We start from the raw sequence: 24134 nt of genomic DNA, 5'->3' as shown, positions 1-24134 counted from the left end.
AGGCGGCCCTCAGGCCACCTGCAACATGTGATCCTGCGGGACGAGTTGCAGATGGTCGGCAGCGCCCTGCACCTTGTTCAGCGAAGGCATGCGCACGCTCGGCTGGCGCTGGTCGCGGGTTTCCTGCGGCGAAATTCCGTGGAACTGGCGGTAGCATTTGGAAAAATGCGAGGCCGAGACGAAACCGCAGGCGACCGCGATCTCGACGATCTGCATGGCCGACTGGGTGACGAGAAGGCGCGCCCGCTCCAGGCGCAGCTGCAGGTAATAGCGCGACGGGGAGGTTTCCAGCTCCGTCTGGAACAGCCGTTCCACCTGCCGGCGCGACAGGCAGACCGCAGCGGCGATCTCCTCCATCGGCAGGCGGTCGGAGAGATGCTCTTCCATCAGCTCGATGGCCTTCAGAATCTTCGGGTTCAGCGAGTTCAGCTTGACGGTCAGCGGCATGCGCTGGCGTTCGGAGGGGGCGCGGATGCGATCCACCATGGCCTGATCCATCACGGCGGAAACCAGCTTGGGCCCGAAATCGCGGCCGATGATATGCATCATCATGTCGAAGCAGGCGGCGCCGCCGGCACAGGAATGGATGCCGTTGTCATATTCCATCAGGCCCGTATGGCATTCGATGCCGGCGAAGTTTTCGGCAAAGACGGGCAGGTTTTCCCAGTGAATGGTGCAGCGGCGGCCTTCCAGCAGTTGGGCATCGGCGAGGATGTAGGCTCCCGTGCAGACACCGGCGAGCTCGATGCCGCGCTTGCGGCTTTCCCGGAGCCAGGCGGCCGCCGTCTTGTTGACGTGCTTTTCCACGTTCCAGCCGGAGCAGACCACCACCATGGAGGGGCGTTTCTCGGTGAGCAGGAGGGCGCGCTCGACCGAGACGGAGTTTTCCGGGGTGATCGTCAGGCCGCAGCTCGCCCGGACCGGCGCGCCGTCCAGCGAGGCCACCCGCCAGGAATAGATGTCCTGCCCCAGCACCGCATTGGCAAGCCGCAGCGCCTCGATGGCCGAGGTGAAGGCAAGCATGGTGAAATCGGGCACGATATAGAAGACGAAAGAGCGTGGCGACACGTTGGGCAAGGTCATTCTCATCCCCCATTCTGCGCGGAAACAGGGTTTGAGTATTGATAAATGCGCGGATTTCGAAAAGGATGAAAGAGACAGACGAAGAGAATATTTGAGACAGACATGCGCGCTTCAAATCCATCCAGCGTCCTTTCCCGTTCCGAACGCGGCCCCGCGCGGCTCTCGGTGGGTTTCGTGCTCTTGCCGAATTTCACCCTGTGCGCCTTCGCCAATTTCATCGACGTTCTGCGGCTGGCCGCCGACGAGGGGGACCGGAGCCGGCAGATCAAGTGCCGCTGGGAAGTGGTGGGCGAGCCGAAATCGCCGGTGCGGTCGAGTTGCGGCATCGTCATCCAGCCCACCGCTGCCTATGACGATCCGACCCGCTTCGATTATATCGTGGTCGTCGGCGGCCTGGTGGGCGGGCTGGCGCGCCGCAACGAGACGGTGGATGGCTACCTGAAGGCGGCCGCCCGGCTCGGCGTTCCGCTCGTCGGGCTCTGCACGGGCTCGCTGGCGCTGCACCGCGCCGGCCTGATGGACGGTTATCAGTGCTGCGTGAGCTGGTACCACCACGACGATTTCCTCAGCCAGTTCGAGGGGCTGAGGCCCGTTTCAGACCAGATCTTCGTCGTCGACCGGGACCGGCTGACCTGTTCGGGCGGGGCGAGTTCGGCCCATCTGGCCGCCTTTCTCGTGGAACGGCATCTGGGCCGCGCGCCGGCCACCAAGAGCCTGCACATCATGATGATCGACGAGGCGGCGATGGGGCATACGCCGCAGCCGCAGGGCGCGCTGGAAGTGAAATCCAAGGACCCGCTGGTGCGCCGCGCCTTGCACATCATGTATGAGCATCTGGACGTGCCCCTGGAAATCCAGGACATTGCCCGTCTGCTCAAGACCAACAAGAAGAGGCTGGAGCGGCATTTTCTGGCGGAACTGGGAACGCCGCCGCATGCGGCCTATCTGGACATCCGGCTCGAACACGCCATCCATCTGCTGAAGGGCTCGGAACGCTCCGTCGCCTCCATCGCTGCGGAATGCGGCTTTTGCGATTCCTCCCATCTGGGCCGCATGCTGAAGCGGAAAACCGGCAACACGCCCCTTTCCTACCGCATCGCCGCCTGAAACCCGTCTTCACGACCGGTACGGGCCGGGAGCCGGACGATAGCTTCGCTCCACCTTTCGTATCCTATCTTGTCAGTTGTTTATGTCTTATAACAATATGAATGCCGGATTTCGGGGTGACGCGCCCATCGGATGTCACGATCCCCGCGCCGGCTGGCCGGTGTCCAATGGGGACCTTGATGAACGATACGTTCCTGCGCCCGGCGCCCATGACGGCGCCCGAGCAGACCGAAGGTGACACGCCGCTGCTCAGGGCGACCGCCCGGCAATTGCGCATGGCCGAGTCCGACATCACGGAGCGCTATTTCTGGCTTGAAACGATCGTCAACCAGATCCCGGACTATATCTATGCGAAGGATCTTGAGGGGCGTTTTCTCTTCGCAAACCGCGCCATCGTGCGCGACAACAATCTCAACGACCTCAGCGAGCTGATCGGCAAGACGGATTTCGACCTGCATCCGGCGGCGGCCGCCGCCGAAATTGCCCGGACCGAACAACGGGTGATCGAAACGGGGGAGCCCGATCTCGGCATCGAGGAAATGTCGCTCGGCAGCCAGCGGGAACGCTGGCTGATGATGTCGCGAATTCCGCTGAAGGACAAGCATGGCCAGACCATCGGCGTGGTCGGCGTTTCGCGGGATATCACGGCGCGCAAATCGGCAGAGCACCTGCTCCACAATCAGGCCCGCCTGCTGGAAAAGGTCGCCGAAGGGATGGAGCTTCGCCTCTTCCTCGGCGAGCTGGCGGAGATGATCGAGGCACGGCTGCCGGATATCCATCTGGCCTTCTACGTGCGCTCGGCCGATGGCAGCGAGCTTCATCTTGCGGCCGCCCCTTCCCTGCCGCCGGCCCTGGCCGACTATATCGCCACCGTGCCGGTGGGACCCCATGAGCCCGGCTGCGGCAAGGCGGCCTGGTCCGGCGAACGCTCGATCCTGACCGATGTGGATTTCAGCCGCTGCCTTCCTGAAAACAATGGCGACTACCGCTCCGCCTGGTCCATCCCGATCAAGTCTGCCGACGGCTATTCCATCGGCACGGCAGCCTTCTACTCGCCGCTGCCGATGGTTCCCGCCAGCCATCATGACGAGGTGATCGCCGTGGCGATCCATCTGGCGCGCATTGCCATCGAGCGTCGGCAGGCCGAAGACCGGATCCGCTATCTTGCCGATCACGATACCCTGACCGGCCTGCCCAACCGATCGACCTTCGACCAGTCGCTGAGCGAGGCGATGCAGCAGGCGCAGCGCCGGTCGACCCATCTGGTTCTCGCCTTTCTCGACATAGACAATTTCAAGCTGGTGAATGACAGTCTGGGCCATGCCTCGGGCGACGAGCTGCTCAAGGAAATCGCCCGCCGCATGGCGATGTTCATCGGGCGCAACGGCACGGTGCTTCGCGTGGGCGGCGACGAATTCGTCGTGCATATGCGGATGGACGACACCCGGCCCGAGGCCCTGCACGAGCGCTTCGAAAGCCTGAGGCAGATGCTGGCCCAGCCCATTCCCGTCGGCGGGCTGGAACTGCAGGCGACCTGCAGCCTGGGAATCGCCTGCTTTCCGGAGCATGGCGCGAACCCCTCGGAACTTCTGGCCAGCGCCGATGCCGCCATGTACCACGCCAAGGCCGCGGGCCGGGACCGGCTGGCGATCTTTTCTCCGCAAATGGCGGAAAAGGCGCGCCAGAAGCTGGCGCGAACCGAAGAATTGCGCCGCGCCCTGAAGCAGGGCGAATTCGAGCTGCATTATCAGCCCCAGTGCCATCTGCCGAGCGGCACGATCACCGGGGCGGAGGCGCTGGTCCGCTGGCGACACCCCACCGACGGGCTCATTCCGCCCGGCGAGTTCATTCCGCTGGCGGAGGAAAGCGGGCTCATCGCACCGCTCGGCGACTGGGTTCTGGAGGAAGCCTGCCGCCAGGCCCGCGCCTGGCAGAGGGACGGCCTGCCGCCGCTGGTCGTGAGCGTGAACGTATCCCCCCGCCAGTTCCGGGAAAGCGGCTGGGTGGAGAAGGTGGAGCAGACCTTGAAGCGCATCGGGCTCGAGGCCCGGTTCCTGGAGCTGGAAATCACCGAAAGCCTGATCATGGAGGATATGTGCGGGGCGGTGGAGCGCATGAAGGCGCTCGCGGCTCTGGGCGTCACGCTCGCCATCGACGATTTCGGCACGGGCTATTCGAGCCTCAGTGCGCTGAAGAGCTTCCCGGTGACCCGCCTCAAGATCGACCGGTCCTTCGTGGCGGATATTCCGGGCGATGCGGACGACATGGCGATCACCTCGGCCATCATCTCCCTTGCCCAGAAGCTCGATCTCTCGGTCATCGCGGAAGGGGTGGAAACGGAAGCGCAGGCCGTTTTCCTGCTGAAAGCCGGCTGCGCGGACATGCAGGGCTACCTGTTCGGCAAACCACTGCCGGTCGCCGAATTTGCGCGGGCGCTGCGCACGGGCGCCATCGGCTAGCGCATTTTCACGAAAAGCGCCGTCGCGGCTTTGTCCGGGGCGGGTCCTAGCGCTCGATCCGCGTCGACAGGATGACGGAGGAAAGCGTTCGTTCCACCCCCTTGATCTCCCCGATGAAATCGATCACCCGATCGAGTTCCGAAATGGACTCGGCGGCCACCACCACGATCAGATCGAAATTGCCGCTGACGGAATGCATTTCCCGCACCTCCCGGAGGTCGGCCAGTTCCGCGGTGATGCGCGGCAGCGTTTTCGGCGCGATGGTGACGAGGATATGCGCCTTGACGAGGCCCTTCTCGTAATCGTCGGAAAGCCGGAGGCCATAACCCTTGATGATGCCGGCATTTTCCAGGCGCTCGATGCGCGCCTGCACCGTGGTGCGCGAGAGGCCGAGCTTGCGGGCAATCGAGGCCGTGTGCTCGCGCGCATTTTCCGACAGCAGGGCGATCAGCTCGCGGTCTTTGTCCGTTATCGTCGAAACGCTCAAACTAATCCTCCGATACGCCGATTATTAGCCTCCATTTTGCATAAATTGCAGCTGCATTTCAATGGCGCTTTAGCGGACAATTGACGCATGTGAATTCCAGAGGAGACCATTCCCATGAAGAAGATCGTTGTTGTCGGCGCCGGCAAGATTGGCGCCACCATTGCCCGCCTCCTCGCCCATAGCGGTGACTATCAGGTTGTCGTGACCGATGCCTCGGCCGCCAACCTGACCGCCATCGAGAAGCACCCGGCCGTCTCCACGCTGGAACTGGACATCCGCGAGCCCGGCAAGCTGGCCGAAGCGCTGAAGGGCGCCTTTGCCGTGCTGAGCGCCGTTCCCTTCCACCTGACGGTGACGATCGCCCAGGCTGCTGCCGATGCGGGCGTGCACTATCTCGATCTCACCGAGGATGTCGCCTCCACCCGCGAAGTGAAGCGCATTGCCGCCACGGCCAAGACCGCCTTCATTCCGCAGTGCGGCCTGGCGCCGGGCTTCATCTCCATCGTCGCCAACGATCTCTGCAAGAAGTTCGACAGGCTCGACACCGTGCGCATGCGCGTCGGCGCCCTGCCGGTCTATCCGTCCAACGCGCTGAACTATAACCTGACCTGGAGCACGGACGGCGTCATCAACGAATATATCGAGCCCTGCGAAGCGGTCGTGAACGGTGTGATTGCCGAAGTGCCCGCCATGGAAGAGCGCGAGGAATTCTCGATCGACGGCGTGACCTATGAAGCCTTCAACACGTCCGGCGGCCTCGGCACGCTGTGCGAAACGCTGGAAGGCAAGGTGCGCACGCTGAACTATCGCACCATCCGCTATCCCGGCCATGCGGCGATCATGAAGGCGCTGCTGAACGATCTCGGCCTGCGCAACCGCCGCGAAGTCCTCAAGGACATCTTCGAGAACGCCCTTCCCACCACCGTGCAGGACGTCGTCATCATCTTCGTGACCGTGACCGGCTGGAAGGACAACCGTCTCGTTCAGGAAACCTATGCCCGCAAGGTCTATGGCGAGGAAGTCGCCGGCCTGATGCACAGCGCCATCCAGATCACCACGGCCGGCAGCATCTGCGCCGTTCTGGACATGCTGGCCGATGGCACGCTCAAGGCGGAAGGCTTCGTCCATCAGGAAGAGATCGATCTCGGCAAGTTCCTGGCCAACCGCTTCGGCCGCTACTATGCCGCCCCGGCCAGCGAGCATATCCGCGCCGCCTGAGGCCTCTGAAATGGCAATTATCAAGAAAGCCGCGGAAAAATTTCCGCGGCTTTTTTTGCACTTTTTCGGCAGGATTTCGGCCCGGCAGCCCGGTTTGCGCGCCTGAATTCGTTCAAGAACGAACATAATTTCGCGAAAGTCCGCCCCAAAGGCCGGCTTCCCCAACTGCCGGCTCTGCCGGAAAAGCCTGGGACGGCGAGCGATTTACGATCTTTTAAATAATAACTCACAACAATTCGGCATTAGAGATTAACGGACCGTTCACCGGTTGCCGTGCCGGCGGCATGAGGCCGCAAGACCGACCAGGCGCGATCCGCGCCTCCCTCCAGCTTCGCTCTTTTCCAGCCGGCCCTTGAGCAGGACCGGTAAGCAGGATTTCATTCCCATGTCCCACCTGACCATTTCCCGCCTTCTCGTGTTGTTTGCGCTTATCGTGACACTGGGTCTCGGGGCGTCCATCGGACTGCAGACCACGGCGCTCGAACGGCTGAAGATCCGCGGGCCGATCTACCAGGATATCGTCAACGAGAAGGACCTGATTGCCGACATCCTGCCGCCGCCGCTGTTCGTCATCGAACCCTATCTGCTTCTCACGGAAAACGCCCTCAATCCCGATCGGCGGGCGGTCAATGCGGAACGGCTGGAAAAGCTGCGCCGCGATTACGAGGCGCGCCGGATGGCATGGTCCGGCATGGCCATCACGCCGGACGAGCGCCGCCTGCTGGAACAGGGCGTGCTGAAGACGGCGGATGCCTTCTGGGAAAGCGTCGACCGGGATTTCCCGACGGGCGTTGCGGCGGGCGCAGGCGGGGAGGCTTTCCAGCGCTTGATGGATCGCTTCTACCGGCATCGGGAAGCGGTGGAGCAGCTGGTGGCCGCCACCACGACCCATCTTTCCCGCTCGGAAGCCCAGTCGGTGGTGGAAGGAGACCGGTTGCAGGGACTGGCGCTCGCGGGCAGCGCGGGTTCGGTTCTGCTTTTCCTGGCGGGCGTCTACCTGATCCGCCGCCGCGCGGTCTCGCCGGTCACCCGCATGACGGCCGTGATGGAAGAGCTGGCCGCAGGGCGTTTCGATCTGTCCGTGCCCTATGCCGCGCGACGCGACGAGATTGGCCGCATGGCCCAGACGCTGGCCGTCTTCCGGGATGCGGGCCTGGAAAACATCCGCCTTCAGGCGGAGGCCGATGCCGCTTCCCGCCAGCGGGCGCTGGAACGGGCCGAGCGCGAGGCCGAGAAGGCCGAGGAGGCGGCGCGGCTGCTGATGGTGATCGACCGCCTCGGGGCGGGCCTGAAGCGGCTGTCGGAGTGCAACATCCGGATGACCATCGACGAGCCCTTCGCCGCCCAGTTCGAGCGCATGCGGACCGATTTCAACAATTCGATCGGCGCTTTCCAGGATACGCTGGAGCAGGTCATGGCCTCCACCCACCAGCTGCAGGCCTCTTCGGAAGAGGTCCGGGATGCGGCCGGCGACATGGCCGGCCGGACCGAGAAGCAGGCCCTGGCGGTGGAGCGGACTTCGGCCGCCATCGAGGAAATCGCGGCGACCATCCGCCAGTCGGCCGAGCGCGCCACGGAGACCCGCGGCATCGTGCGGGAGGCGCACCACAGCGCCGAAGCCTCCGCCGGCGTGGTCAGGGAAGCGGTCCGGGCCATGCAGGACATCGAAACCGCCTCCCGGGAAATCAGCCATATCATCGGGGTGATCGACGAGATTGCCTTCCAGACCAATCTGCTCGCGCTGAATGCGGGCGTCGAGGCGGCCCGGGCGGGCGATGCGGGCAAGGGGTTTGCCGTGGTCGCGCAGGAGGTGCGGGAACTCGCCCAGCGTTCCGCCCATGCCGCCAAGGACATCAAGCACATCATCACCCGATCGGAAGCGGCGGTGCGCACCGGCGTGGATCTGGTGGGCCAGACCGGCGATGCGCTGCGGGACATCGGCCGTTCCGTGCAGACCGTCGACGTGAATGTGGATGCGATGGCCACCAGCGTGATGGAACAGTCGGCGGCGATCCGCGACATTTCCACGGCCTTGCACCAGATCGACCAGATGACCCAGCAGAATGCCGCCATGGCCGAACAATCGACCGCGCTCAGCCATGCCCTTGCGGAAGGGGCGGCCCATCTGGGCAGCCTTGTCAGCCGCTTCCAGCTGAACCGGCGGCGCGCGATCCGGGCAGGCGCCGAGCCGCCGGCCGACACCCGCCTGGTGGCCTGATCGGCAGCCGCGCTGCGACGACCTTCAAGGATAGCCCTGCCCTACCGGCAGGGCTTTCTTGTCTTGTCCGGCCCGCTCTACGGGCAGGAAGCAGCCGGGGTCAGGAGAGCGGGGGCGCGAGGCTTGCGGTCGCCGTGAGGCTGACGGTTCCCTGAAGCGTGCGGCTCACCGTACAGATCTCCTCGGCCAGATGAAGGATGTGCGTTGCCTGCGCCGCATCAAGTCCGCCGGTGACATTGAGCGACACGGCGAAACGGGCGACCCGCTCGCCTTCGCCATCCCGTTCCTTCTCGCCGCTCACGGAAACGGCAAGGGATTCGATCCGATCCAGGAGATCGAGCCGCTTGGCGGCGATGCGGGCGCTCATGACCATGCAGGCGGCGAGCGAGGCATAGAGCAGGTCTATGGGATTGAAACCCGCTTCGGAAGCGCCCGTGGCAATGGCAAGCGCGCCGCCTGTTGCCGAGGTGATGTGCGGGAAACCGCTTCGCCCGAGCCGGGCCGTTGCCCCGAGCGGTCGCGCCCGCAAGGCTCCTCTTTCTGCCACGTCCGTTCATCCTTTCCGGCTTGCAAGAACCCCAGAATGCAGAAAGGGGCCGGAATGCTCCAGCCCCCTCCTGCAAAAATGCCGATGCTGTTGCCCGTTCAGGCGGCGATCTGCTGTCCCCGGCGCAGCTGTTCGCGCATCTGCTCGGTATAGACCGGAGCGCCGGGGCCACGCGAACGGGTGCGCCGGTTCAGCTTGAAGGTCGCCACAAGCTCGGCCAGAGCGCGGGCCTGCCGGGCAAGATCATGGGTCGCGGCCGTGGTTTCTTCCACCATGGCGGCGTTCTTCTGGGTGATCTGATCCATCTGGTTGATGGATTGGCTGACTTCCATCAGCCCCACCGATTGCTCGGAGCTGGCAATGGCGATCGCATCCACATCGGCGGCGATGCGGGAAACCTGCTCTTCGAACTGTTCCAGCGCCTGGCCGGTCTCCCGCACCAGACCGACTCCGTCCTGCACTTCCAGGCTCGATTGCTGGATGAGGTCACTGATTTCCCGCGCCGCCATGGCGGAGCGCTGGGCCAGTTCCCGCACCTCCTGGGCGACGACCGCAAAGCCGCGGCCGGCCTCTCCGGCGCGCGCCGCCTCGATGCCGGCATTCAGGGCCAGGAGATTGGTCTGGAAGGCGATTTCGTCGATGACGCCGGTGATCGAGGATATTTTCGTGGAGGCCTGCTCGATCCGCTCCATCGCGGAGACGGCGCGGCGCACCACGTCGGCCGACTGCTTCACCTCCTGGCGCATGGCCGCCGTGTTCTGCCGGGTCGCATCGGTGCGCTGGGCCGCAGACTTGAGGTTGGCATTGATCTCCTCGACGGCAGCCGCCGTCTGCTCCAGCGAGGCGGCCTGCTGTTCGGTCCGGGCTGCGAGCTGATCGGTCTGCTGGGAAAGGTCGGAGCAATTGCTGTCGAAAACGCTGGTCTTGCCGAGCACCTCCTCCAGCACCTTCTGGAACATGGCGATGGACATGTTGAAATTGGCGCGCAGCCGCTCGAATTCCCCGTGGAAGGGCGCGTCGATGGTCTGGCGGATATCGCAATCGGACAGGCGGTCGAGACCGGCGCCGAGTTCGTTGATGACCACCTGCAGGCTTTCTGCCCGCTCCAGCCGCTCGCGATTGGCCAGATCCTGCTGCCGCTCGATCTCCATCCGCTGGGCTTGCGCCGTGCGCAGGCGCTCCTGCACCCGGTCATTGACACTGTTGCGCAGCTGCACGAGTTGGCGGGCCATGTCGCCGATCTCGTCGCGGCGGGCGATTTCCGTCACCTCGGCGGAGAAATTCTCCTCCGCGATTTCCTGCATGACCGAGCCCAGCCGGCGCAGGGGACCCAGAACGCTGCGGATGATCGAGATCGCTCCGAAGGTCAGAAGCAGGGCGGCGGCACCGGCAATCGCCATCACCTTCCAGTTGCCATGCCAGAACCGGCTCTCGAGATCATCCACATAGACGCCATTGCCGATCACCCAGTTCCAGGGCTTGAAAGCCACCACATGGCTGATCTTCTGGACGGGCTGTTCGACGCCGGGTTTCGGCCAGGCATAGTTCAGGAAGCCGTCGCCCTGCCGGGCCAGCCGCACGAATTCCTGGAAGATCGCCACCCCGTCCGGGTCCTTCATCGTGGAGACATCCTTGCCGTCGAGCTCGGGCTTGATCGGATGCATCAGCATCACCGCGTTGAAGTCGTTCACCCAGACATAACCGTTTTCGCCATAGCGCAGACGCGACAGCTCCTGCAGCGCCGCCTTCTGCGCCTCTTCCGGGCTCATCTCTCCATTTTTCTCGCGCTCTTCGTAGTTGGATACAACCGAGAGGGCGCTGTCGTTCACGGCCTTGAGAAGGGCCATGCGCTCGCTGACGATCTGCGTGTGGCTTTCGCTCAAGGCGACCACCAGCGCCGCACCGAGCGCAAGCAATGAAAAACCAATCAGGCCGTAGAGCCTTGTCGAAATCTTCTGCCAAATCACGGGATTATGCCTGCAGGGCCCTCGCGCTGTCATGTGCGTCCAGGATCCTCGGAACGTTGCCGGCTTCATGCCTCATAAAACGATAGTCTACTATGCCTAAATCAAAACTTAACGATGTTGGCATTTCAAACAGATCTGTACAGTTTTCCTCGAGGCCTCGGTTCGACATCTGATCCGACCCGCAAAAACACTTGCAGGTTGAAGCTATACGATTGCCTCGTTTGAGGCGGTCTGCCTGCCGAAAAGGCAGGGATGACGATGGCTGCCGCAGGCTTGGGCATGAGGGAGCGGGCGATAGTGCCAGTTCGCTTCAAAGCGTGGACCAGTTGCCCGGGCCGCGTTGCCTAAGAGAGGACCCGCCGCTAGCCTCGCTTGGATCAGCGGACCTGCGGCCGGCCTTTCCCGGACCGCTCCGGCAAGGAGATGGCAGGATGGACCATGATGTGTTTCGCCCGGTTTCGGGTGTCGATCTTCCGCGATTTGCAGGCATTCCCACCTTCATGCGGCTGCCGCATATCGGCCTCGACGATCCGAGGATCGGGGCGGTGGAAATCGGCCTGATCGGCGCGCCCTGGGATGGCGGCACGACCAACCGGCCCGGGCCGCGGCATGCGCCCCGCCAGTTGCGCGACTATTCCACCATGATCCGCCACCAGAATGGCGCAACCGGCATCCGCCCCTTCGATCTGGCGCGCTGCGCCGATCTCGGCGACGTGCCGCCGAACCCCGCCGACCTCATGGACAGCATGGAGCGGATGACGCGCTTCTACGACCGGGTGCGGGAAAGGGGCATCACGCCGCTGACAGCCGGTGGCGACCATCTCTGCTCGCTGCCGATCCTCCGGGCGCTCGCCCGGCACCGTCCGCTCGGGATGATCCATTTCGACAGCCATACGGATCTCTTCGAAAGCTATTTCGGCGGCTTCAAATATACCCATGGAACGCCGTTCCGCCGGGCGGTGGAAGAAGGCCTTCTCGACCCGAAGCGGGTGGTGATGATCGGCATTCGCGGGCCCGCCTATGATTTCGAGGACCGGGATTTTGCCCGGTCCGTCGGCATCACCATCATCCCCATCGAGGATTTCCACCGCCGGGGCGTCGAGGACGTGATGGCCGAGGCGCGGGCGATTGCCGGCAGCGGCGAGACCTATGTGAGCTACGACATCGACTTCATCGACCCGGCCTTTGCGCCCGGCACCGGCACGCCCGAAATCGGCGGACCGAACAGCTATCAGGCGCTGCAGGTCGTGCGGCTTCTCGACGGGGTGAACGTGGTGGGCGCCGACATGGTGGAAGTGTCTCCGCCCTTCGACCAGAGCGGGGCGACCGCCTTCCTCGGAGTCACGGTGATGTTCGAACTCCTGTGCATCCTGGCGGCCTCCAGAAAGCGGGAAGCGTAAATTCTTCCCTTCCGGCGGCGCGGCGGAAAATTAATTTTGCCCGAACGACGCGCCCCATGGACAAGCCTGCCTTTCGAATGTCTTATGAAAGGGCAATGCTTTCTAAAGAGCAAAAAAGAGAACCGGAACAACATCCGGTCCAGAGCGGAACAGTCCAACAGGAAAAATGGGAGCGTATCCAATGAAGCTTATCACTGCCTCCTTCAACCGGAGGTCCTTCCTCAAGACATCCATCGCAGGCGCCAGCCTTCTTGCGGCACCCGGCATCATTTCGAGCCGCGCGCTGGCCTCGTCCGGCGAGCTGAACTTCACCGGCTGGTCCGGCTATCCGGGCATGGTGGAGAAAGTCTTCCCCGCCTTCACCAAGGCCACCGGCATCAAGGTCAACTTCACCGAACAGCCCGACCAGGACACCATGTTCGCGCAGGCGAAGCTGTCGCTCCAGACCGCGACCATGGACGTGGTGGAGCCGACGCTCGACCGCGTGTCGGCCTGGGCCTCGAACGGCCTGCTGCAGGGCTGGGACACCAACAAGCTCGCCATCGACAATTATGTGGGCGGCCTGGCGGACGGCAGTGCCGGCGAGCGCGCCACCATCGAGGGCAAGCGCATGTTCGTGCCCTCCGTCTGGGGCACGGAAGCCTTCGTCTACAACAAGGAAGAATTCCCGACGGAATACGGCAAGCTCAGCCTCGGCGATCTCTTCAACCAGGATATCCAGGTGACGCTGCGTCCGCATTCGGCGCTCGCCGCCATGGGCCGCTGGCTGGAAGCCGAAGGCAAGCTGCCGAAGCCCTGGGTCGATGGCTACAAGGACGAAGCCACGATGAAGGAACTCTGGGATATCGCCCTTGCCGAAGCGATCAAGCTGAAGGGCAATGTGGTGCAGTTCTGGAGCGGCGAGAACGAGGCGCAAGGTGCCTTCCGCACCAATGGCGCCGTGCTCGGCCAGTGCTGGGATTCTACCGGCTTCAACCTGCGCAAGGAAGGCTTCGGCTATCTGCCGCCCAAGGAAGGCGGCATCGCGTGGAACCAGGGCCTCGTGCTCATGTCCAATGCGAAGAATGTCGAGCAGGCCCATGAATTCGCCAAGTGGGTCTCCTCTGCAGAAGGCTCGTCGCTCTGGGCAACCGCCTTCTCGGCCAACCCGGTCGGCAAGGGCGGCATCGACATGCTCGATCCGGAAGTCGTGGCCTTCTACAAGTCCAGCTTCCCCGGCGATGCCGTGTCCAAGCTGTGGTGGTGGCCGGACCAGGCCGCCTGGTTCCTCTCCAAGCGCGGCGAATATGCCGACAAGTACAAGGCCGCATGATCGCAGGATCGACCAGCCGCCGGGGGGCAACTCCCGGCGGTTTTTTCTCTCCGCAGGCCGGAACAGAACAATAGGCCGCAAAGGCCAAGAGGGGCAGTATCCAAATCCATGAGCGCGAGTATCGAACTAGAGAATGTCACGGCTGAATTCGGCGCCTTCCGGGCGGTCGACAATGTCTCCGTGACCATCGAGGCAGGCGAATTCTTCTCCTTCCTCGGACCGTCCGGCTGCGGGAAGACCACCATCCTGCGCATGGTGTCCGGCTTCGTGTCGCCCACCCAGGGCACCATCCGCATCGGCGGCAAGGACATGCGCGACCAGCGGCCCAACCAGCGGCCGACCGCGCTGATCTTCCAGAATCTCGCGCTGTTTCCGCTGATGCCGGTCTGGGAAAACATCGCCTTCGGGCTCGAGGTGCGCGGCGTGGACAAGCGCAAGCGCCGCGAGCGCGCCGAGGAACTGCTCGCCCTCGTCGACCTGCCGAATGCGGCCGACAAATCGGTCAGCCAGCTTTCCGGCGGCCAGAAGCAGCGCGTGGCAATCGCCCGGGCGCTGGCGGTCGAACCCTCGGTCATGCTGCTCGACGAACCGCTTTCCGCGCTCGACCTGAAACTGCGCCAGCACATGCGGGCCGAGCTGCGCGCCATCCAGAAGCGCACGCAGGTGACCTTCATCTACATCACCCACGATCAGGGCGAGGCGCTCGCCATGTCCGACCGGGTGGCCGTCATGTCGCAGGGCAAGCTGCAGCAGGTGGCCCCGCCGCGCGACATCTACGACAATCCCGTCAATGGCTTCGTCGCCTCCTTCGTCGGCGAGAACAATGTCTTTGCCGGCGAGATTGCCGCCAGCGCCGACGGGCGCGCGACCTTCCGCACGCCGCACGGCACGTTCGAGGCGCGGCTTGGGCCGAATGCGGGGGCAAATTCACGGCTCTATCTGCGCCCGGAACATGTGCAGCTTTCCGCCACGCCCGGCGCGTCCAACTCCCTTCCGGTGGAGGTGACCGACATTGCCTTCGAGGGCAATTTCATCTCCATCCATGCGGTGGATTCCGCAGGCCGCACCATCGTTGCCGAAGCCCGCAACGACGGGCATACGACGCTGCCGGAGCGTGGCGCGAAGCTTCATGCCACCTTCGCTGCCGATCACGCGCTGATCCTGACGGACGACGTGCCCGCCAAGCCCGGTGTGCGCCCATGAACGATCTGCTGCGCCGCTACGGAACGGCCATGACGACGCTGGTCTGCCTGCTCACGGGCTTCTGGCTGCTCGTGCTCGTCATCCTGCCCAATCTCTACCTGTTCGAGAATTCCTTCCGGCCCTATCTCCCCGTCAACGAGATGGGCGGGCCGAAGGACGTCTATTCCTTCAACAATTACATGACCTTCTTCACCAGCCCGATCCATATCAGCGTCTTTCTCTGGACGATCGTCTATTCCTCGCTGGTGACGCTGCTCTGCTTCGTCTTTGCCTATCCGCTCGCCTATTACCTGTCGAAAAAGGTTTCGGTGCGCAGCCTGCCGACGCTGTTCCTCGTGCTCACCATCCCGCTCTGGGTCAGCGAGATCATGCGCTCCTTCGCCTGGTTCATCATCCTGTCCCTGAAGGGGCCGCTGAACGTCATGCTGATGAGCATCGACGTGATCGAGAAGCCCATCCGCTGGATGACCGGCTTCCGGTCGGTGATGATCGGCCTCGTCTACACCTATGTGCTCTTCATGCTGTTCCCGATCTTCAACGCCATCCAGTCGCTGGATACGAACCAGATCGAGGCGGCGGAGGATCTGGGCGCCCCCTGGTGGCGCATTCACTGGCGGGTGGTTCTGCCCCATTCCAAGCCCGGCATCGCGTCCGGCTCGGTCATGGTCTTCATGCTGTCGGCGGGCTCCATCCTGGTGCCGTCGCTGCTCGCCTCCACCAATTCGCGCTGGTTCACCGAAGTCATCCAGCAATGGATCTTCGAGGCGCTCGACTGGAATACCGGATCGGCCTACGCCTTCCTGCTGCTGATCCTCTGCACGGTCTTCGTGAGCGTCGTCATGCGGGTCTTCCGCGTCAAGCTCTCCGATATCGCGAAGTGAGGCGGCCATGACACGCACATCCGACTGGCTCTTCCGTCTCTATCTCGGGGTCTTCCTCGCCTATATGCTGCTGCCGCTCGTGGTCATGGGCGGGGCAGCCTTCAACGACAGCCGCTTTCCCTCGGTCTTTCCCTGGGCGGGCTTCACGCTGAACTGGTTCGTGGAACTGTGGCACGATCCCCGGCTTCTCAACTCGTTCCGCAACACGCTGCTCGTCGCGCTGGCGGTCGTGGCGCTTTCCGTGCCGATCGGCACGGCGGCGGCGATCCTCATCAACAGCCTCGGCGGCTGGGCGCGCTCGACCCTCTACAGCCTCATGGTCGCGCCCATCCTCACCCCCGGCGCCGTCATCGGCATCTCGACGCTGCTCTTCTGGAACAAGCTGTCGGTTCCGGCCGGCCTGCATCTCTCCGTGCTGGGGCAGGTTTCCTATATCTCCGCCTTCGTGATGCTGCTGGTGCTCGCCCGCCTGCAAAGCTTCGACCGGTCGCTCGAGGAGGCCGCACTCGATCTCGGCGCCAGCCATGCCACCGTGCTGCGGCGCATCCTGCTGCCGCATCTCTATCCGGCGCTCGGGGCCGGTGCGGCGATTGCCTTCTTCCAGTCCATCGAGAATTTCAACGTGACGCTCTTCACCCGCGGTCCCTACGACACGATGACCGTCTATGTGTTCTCGAAGGTGCGCAGCGGCATTACGCCGACGATCAATGCGCTGGCCGTGATCCTCATCGCCGTCACGCTGGTCGGGGCGATCCTCTACGAAATCCGCCGGCGGCAAAAGCAGGCCCAGGCGGATCTTGCCGCCCGCATCGCCGCCCAGGCGGAAGCGGCAGAAGCCATCGGCTAGGCTTTTCCGCCCGCATCAACGATCGAAGGGCCGCTTCCGGGCGGCCCTTTTTCATGGGAAAAGCACCGGCTCAGGCCAGCGCCGCCACCGCGCGGCAGATCACCTGTTCCTCGTCGGCAACGATGCGATAGGCGGCAACGGACGCATCCGCCGGGGTGAGGCGCACCGCATCCCTGCCCGCATTCGCCGTCTCGTCGAGGGCAAGGCCCAGCCAGGCGAGTTCGGACAGGACGCGGGCGCGAATGACCGCCGAGCCGCTGCCGATCCCGCCGGTGAAGACCAGCGCATCGATGCCGCCGGCGGCAGCGGCGGCCGCTGCCACGTCCCGCCCGATCCGGTCCACGAACATGTCGAGCGCCATGGCGGAGGCGGGCGAACCGCTTGCGAGAAGCGTCCGCATGTCGGAGCTTTCGCCGGAAAGGCCGAGCAGGCCGGATTTGCGGTTGAGCAGGGCCGAAACCGCCGCCGTATCGCCCTTCATGTCCTCCACCAGCCAGAGCACGGCGCCGGGATCCAGATGGCCGGAGCGCTGGCCCATGATCAGCCCGTCGATGGGGGTAAAGCCCATGGAATTATAGACGGAGCGGCCGTCCCGCACCCCCGTCACACTCGCGCCATTGCCGAGATGGGCGATGACGAGGCGCGACGGCAGGGGCGCGCCGGTGAGGCTTTCGAACCGGTCGACCACATGGGTGCAGGACAGGCCGTGGAAACCGTAGGCGCGCAGGCCCCGCTCCGCATAGGCGGGCGGCAGACCATAGCGCTGGCGCTTTTCGGGGATGCTGCGATGAAAGCCCGTATCGAAGCAGGCGACCTGCGGCAGATGGGGAAAGCGGGCGCCGAGCAGGCGGATCCCCGAGAGATTATGGGGCTGGTGCAGGGGCGCGAGCACGGCCAGCGCCTCCATCTCCCGCATCAGCGCCGCATCGATCCGGCGGGGGTCCGCGAGTTTCCCGCCGCCATGCACCACCCGGTGGCCGATGCCGGCAAGCGCTTCGCCGCAGAGGGACGCGACGGCCTCCGACAATCGCCCAATCGCATCCGCATGGGTGGAGCCCGCAGGCAGCCCTTCCTCCGCAAGCGCGCCGAAACCGGAAAAGCGGAGGAGAACCGGTTCCGCCGTGTTGATGCGCGAGGCTTCCGCCTCTCCGAAACGCCGGTGCGCCCCGTCGAACAGGGCAATCTTCACGGAGGAGGAGCCGCTATTCACGGCCAGATAGGCTTTGTCGACGCTCAAGGGCACCCTTTCGCAGGCTTGCAGGATCGCGGGCGCCGTGCGTGGCGCAGCCGGTCCGTCCCTGGGGATAGTGTGCCTTCACCCTTGCGGGGAATAGAGCCAGATGCTTGATTTGCTGGTGCCAGAATGGCGGAGGCCCGATTGCGCGAACTCATTTTCGACATAGACCGAACCCAGCAGGCGACGCTGCAAAGCCAGATCCGGGCGACGCTGGTGAATGCGATCCTCTCCGGCCAGTTGCCGCCGGGATCGCCCACCCCCTCCACCCGGGATCTCGCCCGCCGGCTGATGGTGTCGCGCAACACGGTGACGCTTGCCTATCTCTCCATGGTCGACGACGGCTATCTGGAAGCGCGCGACCGGTCCGGCTTCTATGTGTCCGGCGATGCGGCACAGATCCTGCCGCCGCAGCCGCTGCCGAAGATCGCGCGCAGCAGCGACAGGCCGGACTTCCGGCCGCTTTTCGCCATTCGCCCGAGCCGCCAGCGCAATATCGACAAGCCGCTGAACTGGCACGACTATCCCTACCCCTTCATCTATGGGCAGGCCGATCCCGCGCTGTTTCCGGTGGCGGAATGGCGCGAATGCACCCGGCAGAGCATGAACCGCAAATGGCTGGATGCCTGGACGGACGATCGTTTCACCGAAGACGACCCGATGCTGATCGACCAGATCCGCCAGCGGCTCTTGCCCCGGCGCGGCATCCAGGCCGGGCGCGACGAGATCCTCGTCACGCTGGGCGCCCAGAATGCGCTCTATCTGATCGGCAAGCTCTTCTGCGGCCCCTCCAGCGTGGTGGGGGTAGAGGAACCGGGCTATCCCGATGCGCGCAACATCTTCGCCCTGCATGCGGGCGAGGTCGCCCCCTTGAAGATCGATGAGGGCGGGCTGGTGCTGGATGCGGCCGTGGAGCGCTGCGACATCGTCTTCACCACACCCAGCCACCAGTTCCCGACCGGCGTGACCATGGGCATCGAGCGGCGGCGCGCGCTGCTCGACTGGGCGCGCCGGGGTAACCGCCTGATCGTCGAGGACGATTACGAGTTCGAGGCGAATTATCTCTCCGAACCGACCCCGGCGCTGAAGGCGCTGGAGGGCAACGATCCCGTCATCTATGTGGGAAGCCTGTCGAAATCGCTGATGCCGGGCCTTCGGCTCGGCTATCTCGTGGCGGCACCCGACATCATTGCGGAAGCCCGGGCGCTGCGCCGGCTGATGCTCCGCCATCCGCCCGGCAACAACCAGCGCGTGGCGGCGATTTTCCTCGCGCTCGGCTATCACGACCGGCTGATCGGGCGGCTGCACCGGACCTATCGCGAGCGGCAGACGATCCTTTCGGCCGCGCTGGCCCGGCATTTTCCCGGCTGGGCGCCGGAAAGCCGCTTCGGCGGCACCTCCTGCTGGCTGACCGGTCCGCCAAGCCTGCATGCCCAGCGGCTTGCCACCGCCGCGCTGAAGAAGGGGGTTCTGATCGAGCCCGGCGATATTTTCCATGCCGACCCCGAAGGCCACGAAAACCACTTCCGCATGGGCTTTTCCTCCATTCCCACCGACCGGATCGAGAAGGGTGTGGAAATCCTGGCCGCGCTGGCCCGCGAAATCGAACTGGACTCATGAGACGCGGCCAAGCGGCCCTTGGATTGGCCGCATCTGGCACTACGCCTGAGGCGGTCGAGAGGCTTAGCTCTTCCTCAAACAGGATCAGCCCGCAGGGAGTGCGCCCATGAAAATGACCACCGAAGAAGCCTTCGTCAAAGTGCTCCAGATGCACGGCATCGACAATGCCTTCGGCATTATCGGCTCGGCCTTCATGCCGATTTCCGATCTGTTCCCGAAAGCCGGGATCACGTTCTGGGATACGGCGCATGAATGCAATGCGGGCATGATGGCGGACGGCTATTCGCGCGCATCCGGCAAGATGGCCATGTGCATTGCGCAGAACGGGCCGGGCATCACCAATTTCGTCACCCCGGTCAAGACCGCCTACTGGAACCACACGCCGCTGCTGCTCGTCACGCCGCAGGCCGCGAACCGCACCATCGGCCAGGGCGGTTTCCAGGAAATTCCGCAGATGAACCTGTTTGCCGACATGGTCTGCTATCAGGAAGAGGTGCGCGATGCCTCCCGCATCGCGGAAGTGCTGAACCGGGTGATCGAGAAGGCCTGGCGCGGTTCGGCGCCGGCGCAGATCAACGTGCCGCGCGACATGTGGACCCAGGTGATCGACATCGAGCTGCCGCAGATGATCCGCTTCGAGCGGCCATCCGGCGGCGTGCAGGCGCTGGAGGAAGCGGCCGCCCTGCTGACGGCGGCGAAATTCCCGGTCATTCTCAATGGCGCGGGCGTGGTGCTTTCCGGCGCCATCGGCGCTTCCGCCGCGCTGGCCGAACGGCTCGGTGCGCCGGTCTGCTGCAATTACCAGCACAATGACGCCTTCCCCGGCAGCCATCCGCTTTCGGTCGGCCCGCTCGGCTATAATGGCTCGCGCGCCGCGATGGAGCTCGTGGCCAAGGCCGACGTCGTGCTGGCGCTCGGCACCCGTCTCAACCCGTTCTCGACGCTGCCCGCCTATGGCCTCGATTACTGGCCGAAGCAGGCGAAGATCATCCAGGTGGACATCAATGCGGACCGGATCGGCCTCACCAAGCGGGTGAGCGTCGGCATCCAGGGCGATGCGAAGGCGGTGGCCGAAGGCATCCTCGCCCGGCTCGGCGACACGGCCGGCAGCCATGACCGCGAGGCCCGCGCCGCGCTCATCCACCAGACCCGCTCGGCCTGGCTGCAGCAGCTGGCTTCCATGGACCACGAGGACGACGATCCGGGCACGACCTGGAACGAGCGCGCCCGCGACGCCCATCCGACCCGCATGTCGCCGCGCATGGCCTGGCGCGCGGTGCAGGCAGCGCTGCCGAAGGAGGCGATCATCTCCTCCGACATCGGCAATAACTGCGCCATCGGCAATGCCTATCCGACCTTCGAGGAGGGCCGGAAATATCTCGCGCCCGGGCTGTTCGGCCCCTGCGGATACGGCTTCCCGGCCATCCTCGGCGCGAAGATCGGCTGCCCGGAGACGCCCGTGGTCGGTTTTGCGGGCGACGGCGCCTTCGGCATTTCCATGAACGAGATGACCGCCTGCGGCCGCGAGGACTGGCCGGCGATCACCATGGTGATCTTCCGCAACTACCAGTGGGGCGCCGAAAAGCGCAATTCGACGCTCTGGTATGACGACAATTTCGTCGGCACGGAGCTGGATCTCGATGTCAGCTATGCGGGCATCGCCCGCGCCTGCGGCATCGAGGGCATCCAGGTGACCTCCATGGCGGCGCTGACGGCGGAGCTTTCCAAAGCCATCGACCGGCAGATGAAGGAGAAGAAGACCACCTTCATCGAAGTGATCCTCAATCAGGAACTGGGCGAACCCTTCCGTCGTGACGCGATGAAGAAGCCGGTGAGCATCGCCGGCATCGACGCCGCCGACATGCGGCCGCAGCGCAGCATGCAGTAAGCGGCGAAGGCCCTTGTCCCGGACGGCTCGAAAGGCGGAGGCTCAGGCCCCCGCCTTTTCCATTTCCGCAATGAAGCGGAGGACTGCTTCGCTGAAGCCGTCGATGTGGATCCATTCGCCATAGCCGATGCCGTTGCGGTTCGAGGCGACGTTGATCAGGTAGGCGCGTTCGACCGGCGGCGCGAAAAGCGTGTCACCGGATTGCTCGTCGGTGATGATGATCAGGCGGTCGAACCGCGCCCGCTCGTTCAGGTCGCGCAGTGCCTTGCGCAGTTGCGTGCCGAGATGCGGCTGGGAGGAGCGGATCGCTTCCACCGCCTTCAGGCCCGGCCCCACCGTGACTTCCCTCAGATCGCTGGAGAAGGTGAAGATCCTGACAGTGCCCGGCAGAACGGCGGCGAGCGTGGCGGCCGCATCCATGCGCGTCAGATCGGATTTCGCCGAAAGGGGGTCATTCATGGAATGGGACACATCGACCAGAACCGCCGTCACCCCGTCGAATTCCGGAAGATCGGCGAGCGACTGGCAAAGCGCCTGATCGATGGTTTCGGCGAGTTCAGGGCAGGCGCGCGCGGCCGCCACATAGCGGAAGGGAAAGACGAGCTCCGCCCCCTTGCGGGCCAGGATCGCCCGCTTCACCAGTTCCCGGTCGCAGCCCGCCTCCATCATGGTGCGAAGATTGCGTAAAAGCGCGAGATAGCCGAGCTTGCCCTCCCGGATCAGCCGCTCGAAGGTCTTGCGCTTGTGGGCGCCGGCCGAAAGCGCGGTCTCCCAGGTGTCTGGCGTGGCGAGCGCGCGGTCGGCCACCCGGCGGAACAACGCTTCCTGCGCGGCATCGACGGGCTTCGGGTGCACCATGAACATAACGTCGCGCAGCCGCACCGGCCCGTCGCGGTCATATTTCGCGAGCTGATATTCGGAAAACGTGCCGAAGGCAGCCGCCAGTCCCTTCTTCATCTGGGCGGAAAGCGGCCATTTGCCATCCCGCCAGTAGATCTCCAGAAGGGCGGTCATGTCATCGGGGCGGCGGATCGCCTGTTCGATGGCCTGGGCGACGCCCGGTCCGCCCTGCAGGATGATTTCGGTGAGCAGAAGGAGCGGAACCCGGCGCAGCCCGTGGCGGTTGCGCGCCTCATCGGCCAGCGCCGCCACCGTCTCCACCGGCAGCTGCCGGGCAAGACGGGAGATGCGCTCGGCAATCGCCTTGCCGTTTTCATAGAACTCGTCTTCCCACAGCAGGCAGGAGAGCACGCTGCGGCGAAGCTGGCTTTCGGGCGAGATGAGGGATGCGGGGGCGCCTTCATGGGTAAAGGGCGTACCAGACGTCATGCGGTGTCTCCGGCCGAAATCCGGCAATCGAGCGACCAGCCATCGGGAGAATGCGGGAACAGGCGAGAACGGATCGCTGGTGCTCTGCCACTGAGCTACACCCGTTGCCGGATGGCGGGAATCGAACCCGCGACCTCCTCCTTGCAAGGAAGTAACCGTTCTCTACACCACGCATTCACCCCATGACTGGCGGGGATGGACGATTGCGGCGCTTATTGCCGAACCGTAAATTACAAAAAGCATGGAGAGCAGATAAACTGCAAGCGGAAAGCGAACTATTATTGGGCGCTTTGCCTGACATCGGCCATGAACGCGCGCACCTCTTTCAGGATCCAGGTCCTGAAGGTCCGCACCTTGGGACGGTCCTGATGGCCGCTGCGATAGAGGAGATCATAGCCCCATTCCACCTCCAGCCTGGCATCGGGAAAAAGCGAAACCAGGTGCCCGGACGCCAGATCTTCCGCCACGAGAACACTTCGGCCAAGCGCGATGCCCGCGCCGCGGATGGCCGCCTCGATGGACATGCTGCCATGGCTATAGCCGGGGCCACGCATGCCGGGATAGGCCAGCTGCATCATCGCGAACCAGCGCTCCCAGGTGGTGGTCATGCCGATCTCGTGGATGAGCTGACAGCGGTTCAGGTCCTCGAGCGTCAGGATGCCGCCCATCCGCGCCCGATATTCCGGTGAGCAGACGGGAAACACCACCTCGTTCATGATCCGCTCGGCGCTTGCAAAGGGATAGTGCCCGTTGCCGTAGCGGAGGCCCACATCCACATGGCCGGCGGTGAAATCGACCGGGGCGTCGGTGACTTCCAGATGGACGTCGAGATCGGGCGCGTCGGCCATGAGACGATGCAGGCGCGGGGTGAGCCACTTGCTGGCAAAGGAGACGCTGCAATTGACGATGAGCCGTCGGGTATCGTTGCGGCGGCGAAGGTCCTCCGCTTCCCGCGACAGTTCGGACAGAAGGCGGGTCACGATGCTGAAGAGAGACTGTCCGGCCTCGGTCAATTCGATCCGGCGGGTGTAGCGGCGAAAGAGGGGGAGGCCCAGATTGTCCTCCAGCGCCTTGATCTGGCGGCTGACGGCGCCATGGGTGAGATGCAGCTCCTCCGCCGCAAGCGTCATGCTCAGGCGGCGTCCGGTCGCCTCAAAGGCGCGCAAGGTCTGGAGAGGCGGCAACTGGTCCGGCATGTCGATCCATGCGTGAGCAGGCATCACGCATCCTGTGAGAACAAATCGTTTGTACGGCGGGTTTCCTTGCCGATACACATGACACGTAAGCACAGCATCTGCCAATCCCACAGGTCCCCGCTCATGTCGCACAGCCGC

The 24134-nt window shown here is 64.3% G+C and carries 18 protein-coding genes; 11 read left to right on the top strand and 7 right to left on the bottom strand.

Going from position 1 to position 24134, the window contains the following annotated elements:
• Positions 1-9: 9 nt before the first annotated feature.
• Positions 10-1083, bottom strand: coding sequence for a GlxA family transcriptional regulator (locus ACT54B_RS08625; protein WP_476044263.1), 1074 nt, complete (start codon positions 1081-1083; stop codon positions 10-12).
• Between the two features lie 102 nt (positions 1084-1185).
• Between ACT54B_RS08625 and ACT54B_RS08620 the strand changes: the two genes are divergently transcribed.
• Together ACT54B_RS08620 and ACT54B_RS08615 are read left to right on the top strand one after the other, a co-directional pair.
• Complete coding sequence (locus tag ACT54B_RS08620; RefSeq protein WP_476044262.1) at positions 1186-2190, top strand: GlxA family transcriptional regulator; 1005 nt, start codon at positions 1186-1188, stop codon at positions 2188-2190.
• Positions 2191-2369: 179 nt separating this feature from the next.
• Positions 2370-4649 carry a sensor domain-containing protein gene (locus ACT54B_RS08615; RefSeq protein WP_476044261.1) on the top strand — a complete coding sequence of 760 codons (2280 nt, stop codon included), beginning with the start codon at positions 2370-2372 and terminating at the stop codon, positions 4647-4649.
• A 46-nt stretch (positions 4650-4695) separates the two neighbouring features.
• On the opposite strand, the gene ACT54B_RS08610 is transcribed toward ACT54B_RS08615, so the two are convergent.
• A complete protein-coding gene (locus ACT54B_RS08610) occupies positions 4696-5136 on the bottom strand; it encodes an Lrp/AsnC family transcriptional regulator (RefSeq protein WP_476044260.1) in 441 nt (146 codons plus the stop codon).
• A 114-nt stretch (positions 5137-5250) separates the two neighbouring features.
• On the opposite strand from ACT54B_RS08610, the gene ACT54B_RS08605 reads away from it, so the two are divergent.
• Together ACT54B_RS08605 and ACT54B_RS08600 are read left to right on the top strand one after the other, a co-directional pair.
• Positions 5251-6354 (top strand): saccharopine dehydrogenase family protein, encoded by a 1104-nt coding sequence (locus tag ACT54B_RS08605; protein WP_476044259.1) that lies wholly within the window; start codon positions 5251-5253, stop codon positions 6352-6354.
• Positions 6355-6739: 385 nt separating this feature from the next.
• Positions 6740-8572, top strand: a complete 1833-nt coding sequence (locus ACT54B_RS08600; protein ID WP_476044258.1) for a methyl-accepting chemotaxis protein — start codon at positions 6740-6742, stop codon at positions 8570-8572.
• A gap of 100 nt (positions 8573-8672) precedes the next feature.
• On the opposite strand, the gene ACT54B_RS08595 is transcribed toward ACT54B_RS08600, so the two are convergent.
• Both ACT54B_RS08595 and ACT54B_RS08590 read right to left on the bottom strand, forming a co-directional pair.
• The gene (locus ACT54B_RS08595) at positions 8673-9119 is read right to left on the bottom strand and encodes an OsmC family protein (RefSeq protein WP_476044257.1); all 447 of its coding nucleotides are present in this window, start codon (positions 9117-9119) and stop codon (positions 8673-8675) included.
• A gap of 98 nt (positions 9120-9217) precedes the next feature.
• On the bottom strand, positions 9218-11086 hold the full coding sequence (locus ACT54B_RS08590; protein WP_476044256.1) for a methyl-accepting chemotaxis protein: 1869 nt from the start codon (positions 11084-11086) through the stop codon (positions 9218-9220).
• A 431-nt stretch (positions 11087-11517) separates the two neighbouring features.
• Between ACT54B_RS08590 and ACT54B_RS08585 the strand changes: the two genes are divergently transcribed.
• The 5 genes from ACT54B_RS08585 to ACT54B_RS08565 all read left to right on the top strand — a co-directional run bounded on the left by ACT54B_RS08585 (position 11518) and on the right by ACT54B_RS08565 (position 16729).
• Positions 11518-12486 carry an agmatinase gene (locus tag ACT54B_RS08585; RefSeq protein ID WP_476044254.1) on the top strand — a complete coding sequence of 323 codons (969 nt, stop codon included), beginning with the start codon at positions 11518-11520 and terminating at the stop codon, positions 12484-12486.
• A gap of 181 nt (positions 12487-12667) precedes the next feature.
• Positions 12668-13798 carry an extracellular solute-binding protein gene (locus ACT54B_RS08580; protein WP_476044253.1) on the top strand — a complete coding sequence of 377 codons (1131 nt, stop codon included), beginning with the start codon at positions 12668-12670 and terminating at the stop codon, positions 13796-13798.
• 108 nt (positions 13799-13906) lie between these two features.
• Positions 13907-15001 carry an ABC transporter ATP-binding protein gene (locus tag ACT54B_RS08575; protein WP_476044251.1) on the top strand — a complete coding sequence of 365 codons (1095 nt, stop codon included), beginning with the start codon at positions 13907-13909 and terminating at the stop codon, positions 14999-15001.
• The gene (locus ACT54B_RS08570; protein ID WP_476044249.1) at positions 14998-15882 is read left to right on the top strand and encodes an ABC transporter permease; all 885 of its coding nucleotides are present in this window, start codon (positions 14998-15000) and stop codon (positions 15880-15882) included. The genes ACT54B_RS08575 and ACT54B_RS08570 overlap by 4 nt, the downstream gene beginning before the upstream one ends.
• Before the next feature lie 7 nt (positions 15883-15889).
• Complete coding sequence (locus tag ACT54B_RS08565; RefSeq protein ID WP_476044248.1) at positions 15890-16729, top strand: ABC transporter permease; 840 nt, start codon at positions 15890-15892, stop codon at positions 16727-16729.
• A 70-nt stretch (positions 16730-16799) separates the two neighbouring features.
• On the opposite strand, the gene ACT54B_RS08560 is transcribed toward ACT54B_RS08565, so the two are convergent.
• Positions 16800-17966 carry an acetate/propionate family kinase gene (locus ACT54B_RS08560; protein WP_476044247.1) on the bottom strand — a complete coding sequence of 389 codons (1167 nt, stop codon included), beginning with the start codon at positions 17964-17966 and terminating at the stop codon, positions 16800-16802.
• Positions 17967-18107: 141 nt separating this feature from the next.
• Here ACT54B_RS08560 and pdxR point away from each other — a divergent pair, with 141 nt between their 5' ends.
• Both pdxR and xsc read left to right on the top strand, forming a co-directional pair.
• The gene (gene pdxR, locus ACT54B_RS08555; protein WP_476044246.1) at positions 18108-19583 is read left to right on the top strand and encodes a MocR-like pyridoxine biosynthesis transcription factor PdxR; all 1476 of its coding nucleotides are present in this window, start codon (positions 18108-18110) and stop codon (positions 19581-19583) included.
• Positions 19584-19689: 106 nt separating this feature from the next.
• A complete protein-coding gene (gene xsc, locus ACT54B_RS08550) occupies positions 19690-21471 on the top strand; it encodes a sulfoacetaldehyde acetyltransferase (protein ID WP_476044244.1) in 1782 nt (593 codons plus the stop codon).
• 42 nt (positions 21472-21513) lie between these two features.
• Here the strand turns inward: xsc and ACT54B_RS08545 are convergent, their stop codons facing one another.
• Positions 21514-22800 (bottom strand): TROVE domain-containing protein, encoded by a 1287-nt coding sequence (locus ACT54B_RS08545; protein ID WP_476044242.1) that lies wholly within the window; start codon positions 22798-22800, stop codon positions 21514-21516.
• 278 nt (positions 22801-23078) lie between these two features.
• Positions 23079-23996 carry a transcriptional regulator GcvA gene (gene gcvA / locus ACT54B_RS08540; RefSeq protein ID WP_476044814.1) on the bottom strand — a complete coding sequence of 306 codons (918 nt, stop codon included), beginning with the start codon at positions 23994-23996 and terminating at the stop codon, positions 23079-23081.
• Between the last annotated feature and the right edge of the window lie 138 nt (positions 23997-24134).

The sequence above is a fragment of the Gellertiella sp. DMC107 genome (assembly GCF_056313605.1).
The sequence above is the reverse complement of the archived record's forward strand: the minus strand, read 5'-3'. Positions and strand labels throughout refer to the sequence as shown.

Coding starts and splice junctions, on each gene's coding strand:
- gcvA (WP_476044814.1), bottom strand. CDS start 23,996: ATGCCGGACCAGTTGCCGCCTCTCCAGACCTTGCGCGCCTTTGAGGCG.
- ACT54B_RS08625 (WP_476044263.1), bottom strand. CDS start 1,083: ATGACCTTGCCCAACGTGTCGCCACGCTCTTTCGTCTTCTATATCGTG.
- xsc (WP_476044244.1), top strand. CDS start 19,690: ATGAAAATGACCACCGAAGAAGCCTTCGTCAAAGTGCTCCAGATGCAC.
- ACT54B_RS08585 (WP_476044254.1), top strand. CDS start 11,518: ATGGACCATGATGTGTTTCGCCCGGTTTCGGGTGTCGATCTTCCGCGA.
- ACT54B_RS08615 (WP_476044261.1), top strand. CDS start 2,370: ATGAACGATACGTTCCTGCGCCCGGCGCCCATGACGGCGCCCGAGCAG.
- ACT54B_RS08570 (WP_476044249.1), top strand. CDS start 14,998: ATGAACGATCTGCTGCGCCGCTACGGAACGGCCATGACGACGCTGGTC.
- ACT54B_RS08600 (WP_476044258.1), top strand. CDS start 6,740: ATGTCCCACCTGACCATTTCCCGCCTTCTCGTGTTGTTTGCGCTTATC.
- ACT54B_RS08545 (WP_476044242.1), bottom strand. CDS start 22,800: ATGACGTCTGGTACGCCCTTTACCCATGAAGGCGCCCCCGCATCCCTC.
- ACT54B_RS08580 (WP_476044253.1), top strand. CDS start 12,668: ATGAAGCTTATCACTGCCTCCTTCAACCGGAGGTCCTTCCTCAAGACA.
- ACT54B_RS08565 (WP_476044248.1), top strand. CDS start 15,890: ATGACACGCACATCCGACTGGCTCTTCCGTCTCTATCTCGGGGTCTTC.
- ACT54B_RS08605 (WP_476044259.1), top strand. CDS start 5,251: ATGAAGAAGATCGTTGTTGTCGGCGCCGGCAAGATTGGCGCCACCATT.
- ACT54B_RS08575 (WP_476044251.1), top strand. CDS start 13,907: ATGAGCGCGAGTATCGAACTAGAGAATGTCACGGCTGAATTCGGCGCC.
- ACT54B_RS08620 (WP_476044262.1), top strand. CDS start 1,186: ATGCGCGCTTCAAATCCATCCAGCGTCCTTTCCCGTTCCGAACGCGGC.